At 64.8% G+C, this 18088-nt stretch carries 15 protein-coding genes and 1 pseudogene; 10 read left to right on the plus strand and 6 right to left on the minus strand.

The genetic code is table 11. The features are described 5' to 3' along the window. Positions 1 to 3 precede the first annotated feature (3 nt). The gene (locus tag L1P09_RS13905) at positions 4 to 1323 is read right to left on the minus strand and encodes a Na+/H+ antiporter family protein (RefSeq protein WP_235767753.1); all 1320 of its coding nucleotides are present in this window, start codon (positions 1321 to 1323) and stop codon (positions 4 to 6) included. Between the two features lie 558 nt (positions 1324 to 1881). Here L1P09_RS13905 and L1P09_RS26365 point away from each other — a divergent pair. The 4 genes and pseudogenes from L1P09_RS26365 to L1P09_RS13920 all read left to right on the plus strand — a co-directional run. Continuing rightward, positions 1882 to 2847 (plus strand): annotated as a pseudogene (locus L1P09_RS26365) (PDC sensor domain-containing protein); the annotation flags it as partial. Between the two features lie 102 nt (positions 2848 to 2949). Beyond that, positions 2950 to 3705 carry a methyl-accepting chemotaxis protein gene (locus L1P09_RS26370; protein ID WP_370593759.1) on the plus strand — a complete coding sequence of 252 codons (756 nt, stop codon included), beginning with the start codon at positions 2950 to 2952 and terminating at the stop codon, positions 3703 to 3705. Between the two features lie 80 nt (positions 3706 to 3785). Further along, positions 3786 to 4802: an ABC transporter substrate-binding protein gene (locus L1P09_RS13915; protein ID WP_115294017.1), complete on the plus strand. Its 1017-nt coding sequence runs from the start codon at positions 3786 to 3788 to the stop codon at positions 4800 to 4802. After that, a complete protein-coding gene (locus L1P09_RS13920; protein WP_110679824.1) occupies positions 4799 to 5647 on the plus strand; it encodes an ABC transporter permease in 849 nt (282 codons plus the stop codon). Before L1P09_RS13915 ends, L1P09_RS13920 begins: the two co-directional genes overlap by 4 nt. A 44-nt stretch (positions 5648 to 5691) precedes the next feature. On the opposite strand, the gene ilvA is transcribed toward L1P09_RS13920, so the two are convergent. The 4 genes from ilvA to L1P09_RS13940 form a co-directional block, all read right to left on the minus strand. Beyond that, positions 5692 to 7251 carry a threonine ammonia-lyase, biosynthetic gene (gene ilvA / locus L1P09_RS13925; protein ID WP_115294016.1) on the minus strand — a complete coding sequence of 520 codons (1560 nt, stop codon included), beginning with the start codon at positions 7249 to 7251 and terminating at the stop codon, positions 5692 to 5694. A 180-nt stretch (positions 7252 to 7431) separates the two neighbouring features. Continuing rightward, positions 7432 to 7863: a PACE efflux transporter gene (locus L1P09_RS13930; protein ID WP_009686655.1), complete on the minus strand. Its 432-nt coding sequence runs from the start codon at positions 7861 to 7863 to the stop codon at positions 7432 to 7434. A 79-nt stretch (positions 7864 to 7942) separates the two neighbouring features. Further along, the gene (locus L1P09_RS13935) at positions 7943 to 9241 is read right to left on the minus strand and encodes an ATP-binding protein (protein WP_125854691.1); all 1299 of its coding nucleotides are present in this window, start codon (positions 9239 to 9241) and stop codon (positions 7943 to 7945) included. Positions 9242 to 9247: 6 nt separating this feature from the next. Then, a complete protein-coding gene (locus L1P09_RS13940) occupies positions 9248 to 9949 on the minus strand; it encodes a response regulator transcription factor (protein ID WP_009686653.1) in 702 nt (233 codons plus the stop codon). A gap of 271 nt (positions 9950 to 10220) precedes the next feature. On the opposite strand from L1P09_RS13940, the gene L1P09_RS13945 reads away from it, so the two are divergent. Beyond that, positions 10221 to 11396 carry an efflux RND transporter periplasmic adaptor subunit gene (locus L1P09_RS13945; RefSeq protein WP_125854692.1) on the plus strand — a complete coding sequence of 392 codons (1176 nt, stop codon included), beginning with the start codon at positions 10221 to 10223 and terminating at the stop codon, positions 11394 to 11396. A gap of 11 nt (positions 11397 to 11407) precedes the next feature. Further along, complete coding sequence (locus L1P09_RS13950) at positions 11408 to 14533, plus strand: efflux RND transporter permease subunit (protein WP_115294014.1); 3126 nt, start codon at positions 11408 to 11410, stop codon at positions 14531 to 14533. Positions 14534 to 14560: 27 nt separating this feature from the next. On the opposite strand, the gene L1P09_RS13955 is transcribed toward L1P09_RS13950, so the two are convergent. After that, positions 14561 to 14872: an HU family DNA-binding protein gene (locus tag L1P09_RS13955; RefSeq protein ID WP_235767754.1), complete on the minus strand. Its 312-nt coding sequence runs from the start codon at positions 14870 to 14872 to the stop codon at positions 14561 to 14563. 186 nt (positions 14873 to 15058) lie between these two features. Here L1P09_RS13955 and mobA point away from each other — a divergent pair, with 186 nt between their 5' ends. The 4 genes from mobA (at position 15059) to L1P09_RS13975 (ending at position 18072) form a co-directional block, all read left to right on the plus strand. Beyond that, positions 15059 to 15649, plus strand: a complete 591-nt coding sequence (gene mobA, locus L1P09_RS13960; RefSeq protein WP_197885594.1) for a molybdenum cofactor guanylyltransferase MobA — start codon at positions 15059 to 15061, stop codon at positions 15647 to 15649. A 122-nt stretch (positions 15650 to 15771) separates the two neighbouring features. After that, on the plus strand, positions 15772 to 16080 hold the full coding sequence (locus L1P09_RS13965) for a hypothetical protein (protein ID WP_235767755.1): 309 nt from the start codon (positions 15772 to 15774) through the stop codon (positions 16078 to 16080). Between the two features lie 568 nt (positions 16081 to 16648). Next, positions 16649 to 17710: a 3-deoxy-7-phosphoheptulonate synthase gene (locus L1P09_RS13970; RefSeq protein ID WP_009686646.1), complete on the plus strand. Its 1062-nt coding sequence runs from the start codon at positions 16649 to 16651 to the stop codon at positions 17708 to 17710. Between the two features lie 80 nt (positions 17711 to 17790). Beyond that, a complete protein-coding gene (locus tag L1P09_RS13975) occupies positions 17791 to 18072 on the plus strand; it encodes a peptidylprolyl isomerase (RefSeq protein ID WP_009686645.1) in 282 nt (93 codons plus the stop codon). Positions 18073 to 18088: the final 16 nt, after the last annotated feature.

The following is an 18088-nucleotide window of genomic DNA, read 5'->3' on the forward strand; positions in this document are numbered from 1 at the left end:
GCCTTACAAGGTCATGGCCGCCAGCCAGCCGAACGCCAGCAACGGCAGGTTGTAATGGATGAAGGTGGGGATCACGGTGTCCCAGATGTGGTGGTGCTGGCCATCCACGTTAAGCCCGGAGGTCGGGCCCAGGGTGGAGTCCGACGCCGGCGAGCCAGCATCACCCAGGGCACCGGCAGTGCCGACGATGCATACCGTGGCCAGCGGGTCGAAGCCCAGTTGGACGCACAGTGGTACGAAGATCGCAGCCAGGATCGGCACGGTGGAAAACGACGAACCGATGCCCATGGTCACCAGCAGCCCCACCAACAGCATCAGCAAGGCACCTACGCCCTTGCTGTGGTCGATCCACTGCGCCGAAGCCTGCACCAGGCTGTTCACCTCGCCCGTGGCCTTCATCACCTCGGCAAAGCCCGAGGCGGCGATCATGATGAAGCCGATCATGGCCATCATCTTCATGCCCTCGGTGAACAGGTCGTCGGTGTCGCGCCACTTGACGATGCCCGACAACGAGAAGATCAGAAAGCCGACCATGGCGCCGATGATCATCGAATCGAGCAGCAGTTGCACGATGAACGCGGCCGCAATCGCCAGCCCGGCCACCAGCAGCGTCACCGGGTTGTACTGCACGCTCACCTGCTCCACCTGGGCAATGCGTGCCAGGTCGTAGTCGCGTTTCTTGCGGTAGCTGACGAACACGGCCAGCAACAGGCCGACAAGCATGCCGGCAGCCGGGATCGCCATGGCGTGGGTGACGTTGACGCCGCTCACGTCGACACCGGCGCGGGCCACGTTGGCCAACAGGATTTCGTTGAGGAAAATGTTGCCAAAGCCCACCGGCAGGAACATGTAGGGGGTAATCAGGCCGAAGGTGATCACGCAGGCGATGAGCCGCCGGTCGATGCGCAGGCGGGTCAGCACATACAGCAGCGGCGGCACCAGCAGCGGGATGAAGGCGATGTGAATGGGCAGGATGTTCTGCGACGACACCGCCACCGCCAGCATCAGGTCGATCATCAGCCACTTGAGCTTGCCAGCATTGGCATGGCCCTGGCGGTCGATCATGGCCAGGGCGCGGTCGGCCAGGGCATGGGCCAGGCCGGACTTGGCGATCGCCACGGCAAAGGCGCCCAGCAATGCATAGGACAAGGCCACCGTGGCCCCACCACCGAGGCCGCCGTTGAAGGCCTTGAGTGTGCCTTCCATTCCCAGGCCACCGGTCAGGCCGCCGACGAGGGCGCCAATGATCAGGGCGATGACCACGTGCACGCGGGACAGGCTGAGTATCAGCATGATGCCGACCGCGGCGATCACTGCATTCATGGTGGGCTTACCTCTTTACGACAGAAAAAAGCGCGAACTCTGAAGCAGTGGGCGGCAGATGTCAAAATTGCCAGGTTGCGGCGGATTTCACCGGGGACAAATTTAAATTGAATGTTTGAATAAAGAAAAATCCTACACCGCCGATACGGTGATGTTGGGGCCACTTGCCTGCCCCCACGACCTGCCCACCCTGCCCAAAGCCATAACCCTTACTGCATTGAAAAAGGGAACCGCCCCATGCCTTTGCGACAACTCTCCATCCAGTGGAAGATCACCCTGCTCGCCGGCCTTTGCCTGGCCAGCATCGTCACCCTGCTCGTCGGCCTGTCGCTGTACCGCATGGACCACAGCTCGGACCTGGTCAAGGCCAGCAGCATGCAGATGTTGACCGAGGCGGCGCAGTCGCGCATCGAGTCGCAAGGTGAAGTACAGGCGTTGAACATTCGCCGCCAGTTCATGGACGCCTACCAGTACGGTGCCGGTTTCGCCCGCCAGGTGCTGTTCCTGCGCGAACAGGCCGAAAAGCGCTTTCTCGATGCCTTCGACCTGCGCGAGGACATGACGCGCCAGGTACGCGCCGCCTTGCAGGCCAACCCCGACCTGCTTGGCCTGTCGCTGGTGTTCGAGCCCAATGCACTGGACAACAAGGACAACCTGTTCGCCGACAAACCGGAACTGGGCAGCAACGAGACCGGGCGCTTCGCCCTGTACTGGTCGCAGCCGCGTGCCGGCCAGCTGACGGCCATGGCACTGCCTGAACATGACATGGCCAACACCGAGATCGGCCCCAGTGGCCAGCCGGCCAACACCTGGTGGGTATGCCCGCGCACTACCGGCAAGGTGTGCGTGGTGGAGCCGTACTTCTATGCCATCGACGGCCAGCAAGTGCTGATGACCAGTATCGTTTTCCCGCTGACGGTCAATGGCAAGATCATCGCCACGCTGTCCATCGACATCAACCTCAACAGCCTGCAGGCACTCAGCGAAGAGGCCAGCCGCAACCTGTACGAGGGCCGCACCCGGGTCGGCATTCTCAGCCCGGTCGGCTTGCTGGCCGGCTACAGCGCCGACGCCAGCAAGCTGGCCCAGCGCGTCGACCAGGTCGACCCGGCCCATGGCGCCGAACTGGTGCGCAGGCTGGCCGCTGGCAAGCTGAGCATTCTGCATGACCAGCAGCGCCTGAAAGTGCTTGCCGCGTTCCGGCCAATCCCTGATGCCCAGCCCTGGGGCGTGTTGCTGGATGTGCCGGAAAATGCCCTGACCGGCCCCGCTGAAGCACTGAAGCAGGAACTGGACACACTGAACACCAGCGGAACCTTGCTGGAACTCGGCCTGGGCCTGGCTGCCGCGATCGCCGGCCTGCTGTTGGTATGGCTGATGGCGCGCGGGGTCACCCGGCCGATTCTTGGCGTGGCCGCCATGCTCAAGGATATCGCCAGCGGCGAAGGTGACCTCACCCGGCGCCTGGCTTACCAGAAGCAGGACGAACTCGGTGAACTGGCCGGCTGGTTCAACCGTTTTCTCGACAAGCTGCAACCGACCATCGCCGAGGTGAAACGCTCGGTGCAGGCCGCCCGGGGTACCGCCGACCAGTCTTCGGCGATCGCGACCGAAACCAGCGCCGGCATGGAGCAGCAGTACCGCCAGGTCGACCAGGTAGCCACCGCTTCGCACGAAATGAGCGCCACCGCCCAGGATGTGGCACGCAGCGCCGCCCAGGCCGCCCAGGCGGCACGCGATGCCGACCAGGCCACCCGGGAAGGCCTGGCGGTGATCGATCGGACCACCAGCAGCATCGACGCCCTGGCCGCCAACATGAGCGATGCCATGGCCGAGGTCGAGGGCCTGGCACAGAACAGCGAGAAGATCGGTTCGGTGCTGGAAGTGATCCGCTCGATTGCCGAACAGACCAACCTGCTGGCGCTCAACGCCGCCATCGAGGCAGCGCGCGCTGGCGAGGCCGGCCGGGGCTTTGCCGTGGTCGCGGACGAGGTGCGCAACCTCGCCCAACGCACTCAGGAGTCGGTGGAGGAAACCCGCCAGGTGATCGAGGCGCTGCAGAACGGCACCCGCGAAGTGGTCGGCGCCATGGACCAGAGCCACCGCCAGGCGCAGGGCGGTGTCGAGCAGGTCGGCCAGGCGGTGACCGCGCTGCAGCGCATCGGCCAGGCGGTGACGGTGATCACCGACATGAACCTGCAGATTGCCTCGGCCGCCGAGGAACAAAGCGCGGTGGCCGAGGAAATCAACAGCAACGTGGCCACCATTCGTGACGTGACCGAATCGCTGTCCGGCCAGGCCAATGAGTCAGCCCGGGTCAGCCAGTCGCTGAACAGCCTGGCCAACCAGCAGCAGGCGCTGATGGACCAGTTCCGCGTCTGAAGCATTGGGGGCGCCAGTGGCCCCCAGGGCAGCCCAACCTCGTCGTCTACACTTGCCGCACTGTCGACGACGAGGTGCACATGAAAACAATCCCCGCGCTCCTGGCCGGGCTGCTGCTGACGGTTGGCCTGGCCAGCACCGATAGCGCAGCAGCGGCCGACCAGCCCGCCCCCATTCATTTCGGCGCCATCAGCTGGGAAAGCGGCGCACTCACCACCGAGATATTGCGGCTGATTGTCGAGCGCGGCTACGGCTACCCCACCGACACCCTGCCCGGCAGCACGGTCAGCATGGAGGTGGCGCTGGCACGTAACGACCTTCAGGTCATCGCCGAGGAGTGGGCCGGGCGCAGCCCCGCCTGGGTCAAGGCCGAGCAGGCCGGCCAGGTGTTCGCCCTGGGTGACACGGTAAAAAATGCCGAAGAAGGCTGGTGGGTGCCGGCCTATGTGATCGAGGGCGATCGTGACCGGGGTATCGAGCCCAGTGCCCCCGAGCTGCGCCAAGTCCAGGACCTCAAGCGCTACCCGCAGGTGTTTCGCGACCCCGAGTCGCCCGACAAAGGCCGCTTCCTCAACAGCCCCAGCGGCTGGACCTCCGAAACCGTGAACAGCCAGAAGCTCAAGGCCTACGGTTTGAATGAGCTGTACACCAACTTCCGCAGTGGCTCCGGTGCCGCCATGGATGCCGAAATCACCTCGGCCATCCGCCGTGGCCAGCCCGTGCTGTTCTACTACTGGAACCCTACCCCCCTCATGGGCCGTTACAAGCTCGTACGCCTGCAAGAACCCCCGTTCGATGCCAACGCCTGGGCCACCCTCACCGATGCAAGCAACCCCAACCCCCAAGGCAGCCAGTCACTTCCGGCGAAATTGTCGATCGGGGTGTCCAAGGCGTTTCGCGATGGCTACCCGGACCTTGTGCGTGTCTTCGAGCAGGTCGACTTGCCAATCCAGCGCCTGAACCAGGCGCTGGCGAACATGAGTGAAAAGCGCACGCCACCGCGCGATGCCGCGCTGGCCTTCCTGCGCGATAACCGCGAGGTATGGAAGGCCTGGCTGCCCGCCGATATCGCCGCCAAGGTCGAGGCCAGCCTGTGAGCGGCGGTTTCCCTCAAGCCTTGCAGTTTTCCATCGCTGACAGCGTCAACCGCGTGGTCGACTGGCTGGTGTTGCACTACGGCGACCACTTGCGCAACGTGTCCGACCAGTTGCTGCAGGTGCTGGTCGGGCTGGAGAACCTGCTGCGCCTGGTGCCTTGGTGGCTGCTGCTGGCGATGGTCGGCCTGCTGGCCTGGCACGCCAGCCGCAGCCTGCTGCGCAGCGTGGTGCTGGTGGCCCTGCTGGCACTGATCGGCATGCTCGGGCTGTGGGACAAACTGCTGCAGACCCTGGCCTTGGTGCTGGTGAGTACGGGTTTGTGCGTACTGGTTGGCGTACCGCTGGGCATCCTGCTGGCCGCCCGGCCACTGGCCAGGCGGTTGTTGCTGCCGGTTCTGGATGTGATGCAGACACTGCCGGCGTTCGTGTACCTGATCCCGGTGCTGATGCTGTTTGGGCTGGGCAAGGTGCCGGCTGTATTCGCCACCCTGATCTACGCCCTGCCACCCTTGGTGCGCCTGACCCAGCTGGGCCTGAGCCAGATCGACCCGTCGTTGCTGAAGGCCGCCCACGGGCTGGGCGCCAGCCGCTGGCAGCGGTTGCGGCGCATAGCCCTGCCGCTGGCGCTGCCCAGCATCATGGCCGGGCTGAACCAGTCGGTGATGATGGCCTTGTCGATGGTGGTGGTGGCGTCGATGATCGGCGCGCGCGGCTTGGGTGAGGATGTGCTGGCCGGTATCCAGACCTTGAACGTAGGCCAGGGTGTGGAAGCCGGGCTGGCGATCGTCGCCCTGGCCATGGTCATCGACCGCATCAGCCAGGCCTACGGGCGCGGTGCACGCTGAACGGCGCGGCGGGTCCGCTTGACCGCGGACCCGCCAACCCCGGCTCAGCCCAGGAACAGTGTGTAGGCCGGGTTGTCGGTCTCATCCCAGTACTGGTAGCCCATGGCATCCAGCGCCATTGGCAAGCCCGCCAGCTCTTGCGCTGGCACTTCCAGGGCGGCGAGCACCCGGGCCTGGGCCGCGCCATGGTTGCGGTAATGGAACAGGCTGATGTTCCAGTGCTTGCCCAAGCGCTCCAGAAAACCCAGCAACGCCCCTGGCCGTTCCGGGAACTCGAAGCGCAGCACCCGCTCAGTAGCCCCCGGGGCGGCATGACCGCCCACGGTATGGCGCACATGCAACTTGGCCAACTCGTTGTCGGTCAGGTCCTGTACGGCGTAACCCTGCCCAGCCAGGCTGGCCAGCAGTTGCTTGCGCGGGTCGTGCACCGGGTGGGTCTGCACCCCGACGAACAGGCGCGCCTGCTGGCCGGGGTAGTAGCGGTAGTTGAACTCGGTGATCTGGCGTTTGCCCAGTGCCTGGCAGAACGCCCGGAAGCTGCCGGGTTGCTCCGGGATGGTCACTGCAATGATTGCCTCGCGCTGCTCGCCCAGTTCGGCGCGCTCGGCCACATGGCGCAAACGGTCGAAGTTGACGTTGGCGCCGGAATCGATCGCCACCAGGGTCTGCCCTTGTGCGCCGTGCTGCGCCACATACTGCTTGATCCCGGCCACTGCCAATGCGCCGGAAGGCTCGGTGATGGAACGGGTGTCATCGTAGATATCCTTGATCGCTGCGCACAGTTCGTCACTGCTCACCGTCAGCACCTCGTCGACGAAATGCCGGCACAACTCGAAACAATGCGCGCCGACCTGCGCCACCGCCACCCCATCGGCAAAGCTGCCCACCTGCGGCAGGACCACCCGCTCCCCCGCAGCCATAGCCGCTTGCAGGCAATTGGAGTCGTCCGGCTCGACGCCAATCACCTTCACTTCGGGGCGCAGGTACTTCACGTAGGCGGCGATACCGGCGATCAGGCCACCGCCGCCCACCGGCACGAAGATGGCGTCCAGCGCACCCGGGTGCTGGCGCAGTATTTCCATGGCCACCGTACCCTGGCCAGCGATGACATCGGGGTCATCGAACGGCGGCACGAAGGTGGCGCCGGCCTGGTCGGCTAGTTTCAAGGCATGGGCCAGGGCATGCGGGAAGCTCTCGCCGTGCAACACCACATGGCCACCGCGTGAGCGCACCCCCTCCACCTTCAACGACGGTGTGGTGGTGGGCATGACAATGGTGGCCTTCATGCCCAGGTGCGCAGCTGCCAGGGCCACGCCCTGGGCATGGTTGCCCGCCGACGCCGTGATGACCCCGCGCTCGCGTTGCGCGGTGCCAAGCCGCGACAGGCGGGTGTAGGCACCGCGGATCTTGAACGAGAAAGTCGGCTGCAGGTCTTCACGCTTGAGCAACACCTGGTTACCCAGGCGGGCAGACAAGGCCGGGGCAGCTTGCAGCGGCGTTTCGATAGCCAGGTCGTACACCGGCGCGGCAAGAATGCGCCGCACATGCTCCGACAGCAGTTGCTGGGGGGTTGCTGGGGTACGGGGTGTGCTGAAGCTGGTCATCGATGACTCCTTGGCGTTTTTACGTTGCCCAGGAGTCAGAGAGAAAAAACCCGCCTCCAGGGCGGGTTCGGTGCACGTACGCGCTAGCCCGCCAAGCTGATAATGGCGGTAATAATAATGGCGTTCACGTGCGGGTAAGTGTTCATAGACCAGGAACTTAGCTTGCCGCGCAGGCCCACGTCAACACTTGGCTTGCTGCGCCGACAGCGGCACATCGAACACTTTGTCGAAGCCCCACTGGAACACGAAGGCGTACACGAAGAAGAACACGAACAATGCCAGGTTGGTGAGCAGCGCCGCCCACAGACTGACGTTCAGCCAGTAGGCCACCAGCGGCAGCAGGATCAGCACCAACCCACCCTCGAAGCCCAGGGCGTGCAGCAGGCGCCGGGTGAACGTACGTTCACGCCGCTGCTGGCGCGCCTCCCAGCGCTCGAACACCCAGTTGTAACCCATGTTCCAGCTCATGGCGATGCCTGACATCAGCACCGACAGCACTGTGGATTGCGCCATGCCGGCGCCGAACGCCAACGCCAGTGCCGGGGCCACGCAGGCGACGGCGATGGCCTCGTAAAGAATGGCCTGAACGATCTTGCGTGCCTTGCCTTGCATGTTCAGCTCCCTGGCTTGAAGAACTGTAAACCTACAAGAACTGGCCGAGAAGAAAAAGCCTGTACGCCCCTGCCGCCTGCTAACGGGCAGGCAAGCGGATGCGGAACTGCGCCCCGCCCAGCGCCGACTGTGCGACAGTCAACGTACCGCCCTGGCCCTCGACCGCACGCCGGCTGATCGCCAAGCCCAGGCCAAAACCACCGGTGTTCCGGTCACGGCTGCGGTCCAGCCGGTAGAACGGCTGGAAGATCCGCTCCCGCTCCGCTACCGGAATGCCGATACCGTCGTCTTCCACCGTCAACAGGCACGCGCCGTCCTGGTCCAGGCACAAGCGCAGCAACAGGCTCTGGTCACAGTAACGCATGGCATTGCGCACCAGGTTCTGCACGGCCCTGGCGGTGAGCCGCGGGTCCAGCACAAAGCGGGGTAGCTCGCCTTCGGCGCGAACTTCCCACTGGATGCCACGGCCATCGAGCTCCTCGGCGAACCCCCCCAGCACGCTGTCGACCAGTTCCAGCAACGACACCTCGACCCGCTCGCGGGCCTGGTCGGCGTTGTACAGCCGGCTGTACGACAACAATTCCAGCACCAGCTCATCCAGCTCGCGCACATGGCCAACCAGTTCCAGCAAGCGCTTGCGGCTGGCTGGCGGCACTTCGTCGAACAACAGCACCAGGCCGAAGTCGAGCCGGGTCAACGGCGTACGCAGCTCGTGCGACACCGCATTGAGCAGCTCGCGTTGCTGGTTGACGTGCCGCTCAAGGTCGCTGGCCATGGTATCGAACACCCCGGCCAGTTCACCGATGTTGGAGTGCGGCGAGATGTGCGTACGCTCGGCCATGTGCCCCTGGCCCAGGCGCCGTGCGGTTTCCTTCAGGCGCTCCAGGTCCCGCCAGTGCGGCCACACCCACAGCAGCAGGCAGCCGAGCATGGCGGCACCGATCAAGACGGTCACCCCCCAGGACAATACGTTGATGTCGAACGGGTCGGGCGGCGAATGCAGCTCTACCAGCCACTGTTTGTCCAAGGGGGCCAGCACGGTTTCGTAATAGCCCCACTCGCCAATGCGTACCGCGTGCAGCCCCTGCGCCAGGCGCGCCTGCTCCTGGTCGCTCAGGCCCGCCTGGTCCATGGGCAACAGCCGCAGTTGCAGCGGTGCGAAATCACCCGCCAGCTCCTGCGCTACCGCTGGCCACTGCTCGCGCGGCGCCTGGCGGAACTGGCGCACGACCATCGACTGCACACCCTTGGCCTGGTCCAGGTTGTAGGCCATGAACCGATCATGGAACAGGCCGACGATACTGTCGGGGATAAGCAGCAGCGCACCGGCATAGGCAATGATGATCACCAGGTACAGCCGCACCAGGATCTTGAGCATGGCCGGTCAGCACTCCCACTCGACGCGGCTGAACAGATAGCCCTTGCCCCATACGGTCTTGATCTTGCGCGCTTCACCGGCGTTGTCGTCGAACTTGCGCCGCAGCTTGGAAATGGCCACGTCCACCGAGCGGTCGGTGCCATTGAATTCGATGCCCCGCAGTTGCTGCAGGATGCGGTCGCGGTTCAGCACTTCGCCGGCGTTGCGCGCCAGCACCACCAACAGGTTGTACTCGCCGCTGGACAACTCCACTTCGTCGCCGCGCCAGCTGACCGTGCGTTCGGCCAGGTCGATGCGCAGGCCGCCGATCACGATCAGGTCGTGGTCCAGCCGTGGCTCGTTGACACTGCTGCGGCGCAGCAAGGTACGCACCCGCGCCAGCAGCACACGGGGCTCGCAGGGTTTGCTCACATAGTCGTCGGCACCCATTTCCAGGCCCAGTACCTGGTCGTGGCTGTCGTCACGGGCGGTCAGCATCAGGATCGGCAAGCCTTGCGATTCCTGGCGCAACAGGCGGCAGACCTGCAGGCCATCGAGGCCCGGCAGCATCAGGTCGAGAATGACCAGATCGGGCTTTTGCCGGCGGTACTCGTCCAGCACATGATCGCCGCGGGCGATCACTTGGACGTGGAAGTCGTTGCGTTGCAGGTAGCTGGCGATCAACTCGGACAGGGCGCTGTCGTCTTCGACCAGGAGAATATTCGGCATAGGTGCTTGGGAATCTAGGTTGTGTTGGGCCTTGCCGGCCTCTTCGCGGGCTTGCCCGCTCCCACAGGTACAGCACAGATTTCAGATACTGTGCGGTCCTTGTGGGAGCGGGCAAGCCCGCGAAGAAGCCGGCACAGGAATACTCAGGATATAGAACACTGCAACACCACAGGCTTGTTCTTTACATTTTTTCACACTCGCCCTACAGGTATTAACAGCCGCCCAGCAATGCCTGCCGTAGCATATACCCCGTCATCATCGGAAGATCCGCATGCCTACTACCCTCTCCCTTCGCCTGCGCCCAGTGGCGCTTCTGGCGTTTCTGAGCCTGTCCCTGGCCGGCTGCGGCAACAGCGCCGAGCAAGACGAACAGGCACCCACCCCGCAAGTACGGGTGGAAACCCTGCAACTGCAGCCCTTGGCCATCAGCAGCGAACTCAGTGGCCGCATCCTGGCCCCGCGTACCGCAGAAGTGCGCGCGCGGGTCGCCGGCGTGGTGCTCAAGCGGGTGTACCGCGAAGGCAGTGACGTCAGGCAAGGCGATGTGCTGTTCCTGATCGACCCGGCGCCGTTCAAAGCCGACCACGACAGTGCCCGCGCAACCTTGGCCAAGGCGGAAGCCACTCGCTACCAGGCCCGCCTGCAAGAGCAGCGCTACCGCCAGCTGGTCGACGACAAGGCGGTCAGCCGCCAGGAATACGACAATGCCAAGGCCAGCCTGCTGCAGGCCGATGCCGCCGTAGCCGAAGCCAAGGCGGCACTGGCGCGCGCACGCCTCAACCTCGGCTATGCCACGGTCACCGCGCCCATCTCCGGGCGAATTGGCCGTGCCCAGGTCACAGAAGGCGCGCTGGTCGGGCAAAACGAGAGCACCCCGCTGGCGACCATTCAGCAACTGGACCCGATCCACGCCGATGTCACCCAATCCACCCGCGAGCTCAATGCCCTGCGCCGCGCCTTGCGCGCGGGCGAGCTGCAGCAGGTGGGCGACGGTCAGGCCCGGGCGACGCTGATCCAGGACGACGGCAGCGCCTACCCACTGCCGGGCAAATTGCTGTTCTCCGACATCAGCGTCGACCCCAGCACCAACCAGATCACCCTGCGCAGCGAGTTCCCCAACCCGGACCTGGACCTGTTGCCCGGCAGCTACGTGCGCGTGCGCCTCGAGCAGGCCGTGCAACCCCACGGCCTGAGTGTGCCGCAGCGCGCCATTCTGCGTGACAGCGCCGGGGAGCCCAAGGTACTGGTGGTCGACCCGCAGGCGCGGGTGAGCGAGCGCGAGGTGGTGCTGGGCAATACCCTGGGCGACCGCTGGATCGTCAGCGCCGGCCTGGCCGCTGGTGAGCGCGTGGTCATCGAGGGCCTGCAGCACGTCAAGGCCGGCGACCAGGTGCAGGTCGACCCCAGCCCACAAACGCCGCCCATCGCACAGCACAACGGCCAGTGAGGGCCTGACCCATGCCGCAATTCTTCATCGACCGCCCGGTATTCGCCTGGGTGGTCGCGCTGTTCATCCTGCTGGCCGGCGCGCTGGCCATCCCGCAACTGCCGGTGGCCCAATACCCTAACGTGGCACCGCCGCAGGTCGAGATCTACGCCGTATACCCCGGCGCCTCGGCAGCCACCATGGACGAAAGCGTGGTCAGCCTGATCGAACAGGAACTCAACGGCGCCGACAACCTGCTGTACTTCGAATCCCAGAGCAGCCTGGGCAGCGCCACCATTACCGCCACCTTCGCCCCGGGTACCCACCCGGACCTGGCCCAGGTCGACGTGCAGAACCGCCTGAAGGTGGTCGAGTCCCGCCTGCCGCGGCCGGTCACCCAGCAGGGCCTGCAGGTCGAGAAGGTGTCCACCGGCTTTCTGCTGCTGGCCACCCTCACCTCCACAGACGGCAAACTCGACGAAACCGCCCTGTCGGACATTCTGGCGCGTAACGTGATGGATGAAATACGCCGCCTCAAAGGCGTCGGCAAGGCCCAGCTGTATGGCTCGGAACGGGCCATGCGCATCTGGATCGACCCGCGCAAACTGGTCGGTTTCAACCTCACGCCCAACGACGTGGCCGACGCCATCGCCGGCCAGAACGCCCAGGTAGCCCCTGGAAGCATTGGCGACCTGCCGAGCCGCAGCACTCAGGAAATCACGGCCAACGTGGTGGTCAAAGGCCAGCTGAGCACGCCGGAAGCGTTCGCCGCCATTGTGCTGCGCGCCAACCCCGACGGCTCCGTGGTCACCCTTGGCGATGTCGCCAGGGTGGAAGTCGGCGCACAGGAATACCAGTACGGCACCCGCTTGAACGGCAAGCCGGCAACGGCCTTCAGCGTGCAACTGGCACCGGGCGCCAATGCCATGCAGACCGCCACCCTGGTACGGGCGAAACTGCAGGACCTGGCGCGCTACTTCCCCGAGGGGGTCAGGTACGACATCCCCTACGACACCTCGCCGTTCGTCAAGGTGTCGATCGAGCAGGTCATCAGTACCCTGTTCGAAGCCATGCTGCTGGTGTTCGCGGTGATGTTCCTGTTCCTGCAGAACCTGCGCTACACGCTGATCCCGACCCTGGTGGTACCGGTGGCACTGATGGGCACCTTCGCCGTAATGCTGGCGCTGGGTTTCTCGATCAACGTGCTGACCCTGTTCGGCATGGTGCTGGCCATCGGCATCCTGGTCGATGACGCCATCGTGGTGGTGGAAAACGTCGAACGCATCATGGCCGAAGAAGGCTTGCCGCCCCGGCAAGCCACGCGCAAGGCCATGAGCCAGATCAGCGGCGCGATCATCGGCATCACCCTGGTACTGGTGGCGGTGTTCCTGCCCATGGCCTTCATGCAAGGGTCGGTGGGTGTGATCTACCAACAGTTTTCGGTCGCCATGGCGGTATCGATCCTGTTCTCGGCATTCCTCGCCCTCAGCCTGACCCCGGCACTGTGCGCCACGCTGCTCAAGCCTGTGGCCAAGGGCGAACAGCATGCACGCAAGGGTTTCTTCGGCTGGTTCAACCGCCGTTTCGAGGGCATGAGCGATGGCTACCAGCGCTGGGTCATGCAAGCGCTGCAACGCAGCGGGCGCTACCTGTTGCTGTATGCGCTGCTGCTGGGGGTATTGGGCTATGGCTTGAGCCAGCTGCCCACGGCGTTCCTGCCCACCGAAGACCAGGGCTACACCATTACGGACATCCAGCTGCCGCCGGGCGCCAGCCGCATGCGCACCGAACAGGTGGCCGCCCAGATCGAGGCGCACAACAGTGAAGAACCGGGGGTCGGCAACACCACACTGATCCTGGGTTTCAGCTTCTCGGGCAGCGGGCAGAACGCCGCGCTGGCCTTCACCACCCTCAAGGACTGGTCCGAGCGCGGTGCCGAACACACTGCCCAGTCGATTGCCGAGCGCGCCAACCAGGCCTTCACGCAACTCAAGGATGCGGTGGCCTACGCCGTGCTGCCGCCGCCCATCGACGGGCTTGGCGAGTCGACCGGCTTCGAGTTCCGCCTGCAGGACCGGGGTGGCATGGGCCACCGCGCGCTGATGGCGGCGCGTGACCAGCTGCTCGAGCAGGCCGGCAAGAGCAAGGTACTGAGCAACGTGCGCGAAGCCTCGCTGGCGGAAAGCCCGCAGGTGCAGCTGGAGATCGACCGCCGCCAGGCCAATGCCCTGGGCGTGACGTTTGCCGATATTGGCTCGGTACTCGACGTGGCAGTGGGCTCCAGCTACGTCAACGACTTCCCGAACCAGGGCCGCATGCAGCGCGTGGTGGTGCAGGCCGAAGGCGACCAGCGCAGCCAGGTGCAAGACCTGCTGAACATGCATGTGCGCAACAGCAGCGGCAAGATGGTGCCGTTGGCCGCGTTCGTCCAGGCCAAATGGGTCAGCGGCCCGGTGCAATTGACGCGTTATAACGGCTACCCGGCGGTGTCGATTTCCGGCGAACCGGCCGCCGGCTACAGCTCGGGCGAAGCCATGGCCGAAATCGAGCGCCTGGTGGCGCAACTGCCCGCCGGTGCCGGCCTGGAATGGACCGGCCTGTCACTGCAAGAACGCCTGTCCGGCAGCCAGGCGCCGATGTTGATGGCGCTGTCGCTGCTGGTGGTGTTCCTGTGCCTGGCTGCGCTGTACGAGAGCTGGTCGATACCCACCGCAGTGCTGCTGGTAGTGCCGCTCGGCGTGCTGGGTGCGGTCCTGGCGGTAACCCTGCGGGGCATGCCCAACGACGTGTTCTTCAAGGTCGGCCTGATCACCTTGATTGGCCTGTCGGCGAAGAACGCCATTCTGATCATTGAGTTCGCCAAGCACCTGGTCGACCAAGGCGTGGACGCCGCCGATGCCGCCGTACAGGCCGCCCGCCTGCGCCTGCGGCCGATCGTGATGACATCGCTGGCGTTCATCCTCGGCGTGGTGCCCTTGGCGATCGCCAGCGGTGCCAGCTCGGCCAGCCAACAGGCGATCGGCACCGGGGTTATCGGCGGCATGCTGAGCGCAACGTTGGCGGTGGTATTCGTGCCGGTGTTCTTCGTCAGCGTGATGCGGCTGGCTGGCACGCGCAAAACCGTAACGGCCGGCGAGGCGCTGCACGACAGCCCCTGAATGAGGGTCCCCAGTGACCTTCTGCGTTCACTTGCGGGGTTTGGTCTTGGCGTCGGCCTCCCCGTTGAATCTGACGGCGTCCTTGGGGGCCTTGCCAGCTCGAAACTTGACCGTCATCGCCGCCGGAATGTTCAGCGGTTTGCCAGACCGCGGGGCCCTGCCGACCCGCGCTGGCCTTCGGGCAGTCTCGAACCTGCCGAAACCGACCAAAGCGACAGGCGTGTGTGTGCTCAGCGATGCCTTGATCCCGTCGATGAAGGCATCGACTGCCTTTTTGGCCATCGCCTGGCTGAGTTCGGCGCGCGCTGCTACCTGTTCAATAAGTTGCGCTTTGTTCAATTGCCTTCTCCTGGGAATCTGGCTTGCCCTCATTGCGCGGGCAAGGCTGCAGCCCTATTCAAGGGAGAAGCAGCGGCGGGCACAACTGGCAAAAATGTCAGTGCCCTGGCCCCGCGCTCACGTCCACTGGACAACCGCTGTCGTGCGTGTGAGGGTTGCCTTCGTGCCTGCCTCGGACTTTAGCCAATGACTGAACAATTGCTCACCTGCTCTGCCCTGATCCTCGCGGGGGGCCGCGGGCAACGCATGGGCGGCCGGGACAAGGGCTTGATCAGCTGGCAGGGCGAGCCACTGGTGGCCGCAATCCATCGCGTGCTGCGGCCCCTGACTGACGACCTGGTGATTTCCTGCAACCGCAACCAGCAGGCCTACCGGGTGTATGCCGACCAGTTGGTGGGCGATGCCGACAACGACTTCCCCGGGCCGCTGGCGGGGGTGATTGCCGGGCTCAAGGTGGCGCGGCATGCATGGGTGGTGGTGCTGGCCTGCGATGCACCGCTGGTCGACCGCGCACTGATCGAAGACCTGCTGCGGGTTGCTGCGGCCAATGACAGTGCCGCGATGGCGCACCAGGGCGGCTACTGGCAGCCGATGTTCAGCGTGCTGCCGCGCCAGTTGTTGCCGGTGCTGGAGCAAGCCTGGGCCGAGGGTGAGCGGAGCTTGCAAAAGGCCCTGTTGCGCGACAAGGTGCAAGCACTTGAGTGCAGCGCAGACGATCGCCGCTTGAGCAACTTCAACAGCCCCGAGTTGCTGCAGGAACACGCGCAACCTCGCTGATCGCCGGCCCGGCGCAGCGGCCCCCATCGCTTGTTGCGCTTACCGCTCGTCGCCCGAACGGCACCCAGCCCGGCTCACCAGGCCAAACGAATGACAGATCATCCGCACGATGGAGATATCCCATGATCCGCATTCGCCCGCTCTCCCTGTGCCTGGCACTGGCGCTGACCCCACTCGCTGGCACCAGCTTCGCCGCCACGGCCACCAACACCGACAGCCACCCACAAACCGACCAGTCTGGCGGCAAGACTGCCGGTGAGGGCAGCAGCGTCAACACCCCTGGCAGCGGCAAAAGCAATGACAGCAGCGACACCGGCAGCAGCACCGACGCCGCCGATGGCGCCACGGGCGGCTCCAACAGCACCGGCGAGGCTACTGGCTCGGGTGCCGGCGCCAGCGGTGGCACCTCTGAAGATCAGGACAGCCGTTGACAGGGCCGTTTAACCATTCAGTACACAAATAAATGATTGGACACATAGTATTTATCCATTGAATGGCCCAGCCGAACTGCAGTAAGCTCGGGCTCATTCACTGGAGCGCAACATGCCAACACACATCCGCCACCTCGCCAACCACACCGGTCGCCAACCGCGCCCTGTGCTGGCCGTTGCCGGCTGCGTAGCTCCAGCAAGCTATTACTTCGGGTATTGGTTTAGCCACTAGGCGCCGATACCTGCACGGCGCCCACCTTCGAGGGGCCGCCGAACATGAGAATACTCAAACCCCCGGTCGGCTCCCCGACCGGGGGTTTTGCGTTTCAGGCCTTTGAAAAAACCATTGATTCACATTGAGGACCGCTTCATGAACTACGCCACCTATTACTACGCCGACACCTACACCTGGCGATTTAGCCAATCCCGCTCGGGCCAGCCAGCCGCCTCCGATCGGTCTTGCACAGGTGGCAATGCAGCAGCCAACAGTAATTCAACGATCTGTCGAACACCTCGATAGGGCCGACCGAGCGGGCCAGCCCCCGCCGTCCGCCCAGGGAAAAATGCCATGCACGCCTCCAGCCTCGCCCTGCCCCTGACCCAGCCGCAAGCGGCCAACACCGCAGTCAGCAAACGCCTCCCCAGTGCGCACCTGCTTAAACAGCAAATGCCGCTCGCCACAGACCTGGCCCAGCAAGTACATGCCCACCGCCAGGCTATACGCAACATCCTCGAAGGCCACGATCAGCGCCTGCTGGTGATCGTCGGCCCGTGCTCGATCCACGACCCGCGCGCCGCGCTGGAATACGCCGACCGCCTGGCCGCCCTCAGCCGCGACGTCGACGACAAGCTGCTGTTGGTGATGCGCGCCTACGTTGAAAAACCGCGTACCACGGTGGGCTGGAAAGGCCTGGCGTATGACCCGCACCTGGATGGCAGCGACGACATGCATGCCGGCATCGCCCTGTCTCGCGGGCTGATGCTTAGCATGATCGAGCGCGGCCTGCCCATCGCCACCGAGTTGCTGCAACCGCTGGCCGCGGGCTACTTCGACGACCTGCTGGCCTGGGCTGCGGTAGGCGCGCGTACCACCGAATCGCAGATCCACCGCGAAATGGTCAGTGGCCTGGCGCTGCCGGTGGGCTTCAAGAACGGCACCGACGGTGGTATTGCCGTAGCCAGCGACGCCATGCGCAGCGCTGCACACCCGCACCGCCACTTCGGCCTGGACGCGCAAGGCCACCCGGCGATCATCGAAACCCTGGGCAACCCCGACACCCACCTGGTACTGCGCGGCGGCCACAAAGGGCCCAACTACGATGCCCCTAGCATTGCCCTCGCCCGCCAGGCGCTGGCCAAGGCTGGCTTGCAGCCACGGATCATGGTCGATTGCAGCCATGCCAACAGCGGCAAGGACCCAGCGCGCCAGCCTGCGGTGTTCAATGAGGTGCTGGCGCAACGCCTGAGCGGCGACCGCTCGCTGGTGGGCGTGATGATCGAAGGCCACCTGTTCGACGGTTGCCAGGCGCTGGGCAAGGGCGCCCTGAAGTACGGCGTGTCGATCACCGACGGCTGCCTGGGTTGGGCCTCGACCGAAACGCTGTTGCGCGAAGCCGCACAACAACTGTGAGCCGATGGTTGCAAGCCTGGCGAGACATACCCCGGACAAGTGCGCTAGGCTTGCACTTTTTACCCCAAGGAGCAGTACCCATGGCCCGTGCAACCGCCCGTCACATCCTCGTTGCCAGCGAAGACAAGTGCAACGAACTGAAAGCCCAGATCGAAGCCGGTGCCGATTTCGCTGAAATCGCCAAAGCCAACTCCACCTGCCCGTCCAGCCGCCAGGGCGGTGACCTGGGTTCGTTCGGCCCAGGCCAGATGGTCAAGGAATTCGACACCGTGGTATTCAGCGCACCTGTGAATACCGTGCAAGGCCCGGTAAAGACCCAGTTCGGCTACCACCTGCTGGAAGTCACCAGCCGTCAGGACTAAGCAGCCAACAGCTGTT

The organism is Pseudomonas juntendi, from assembly GCF_021560075.1.
In the GTDB taxonomy this organism is placed as follows: domain Bacteria; phylum Pseudomonadota; class Gammaproteobacteria; order Pseudomonadales; family Pseudomonadaceae; genus Aquipseudomonas; species Aquipseudomonas juntendi.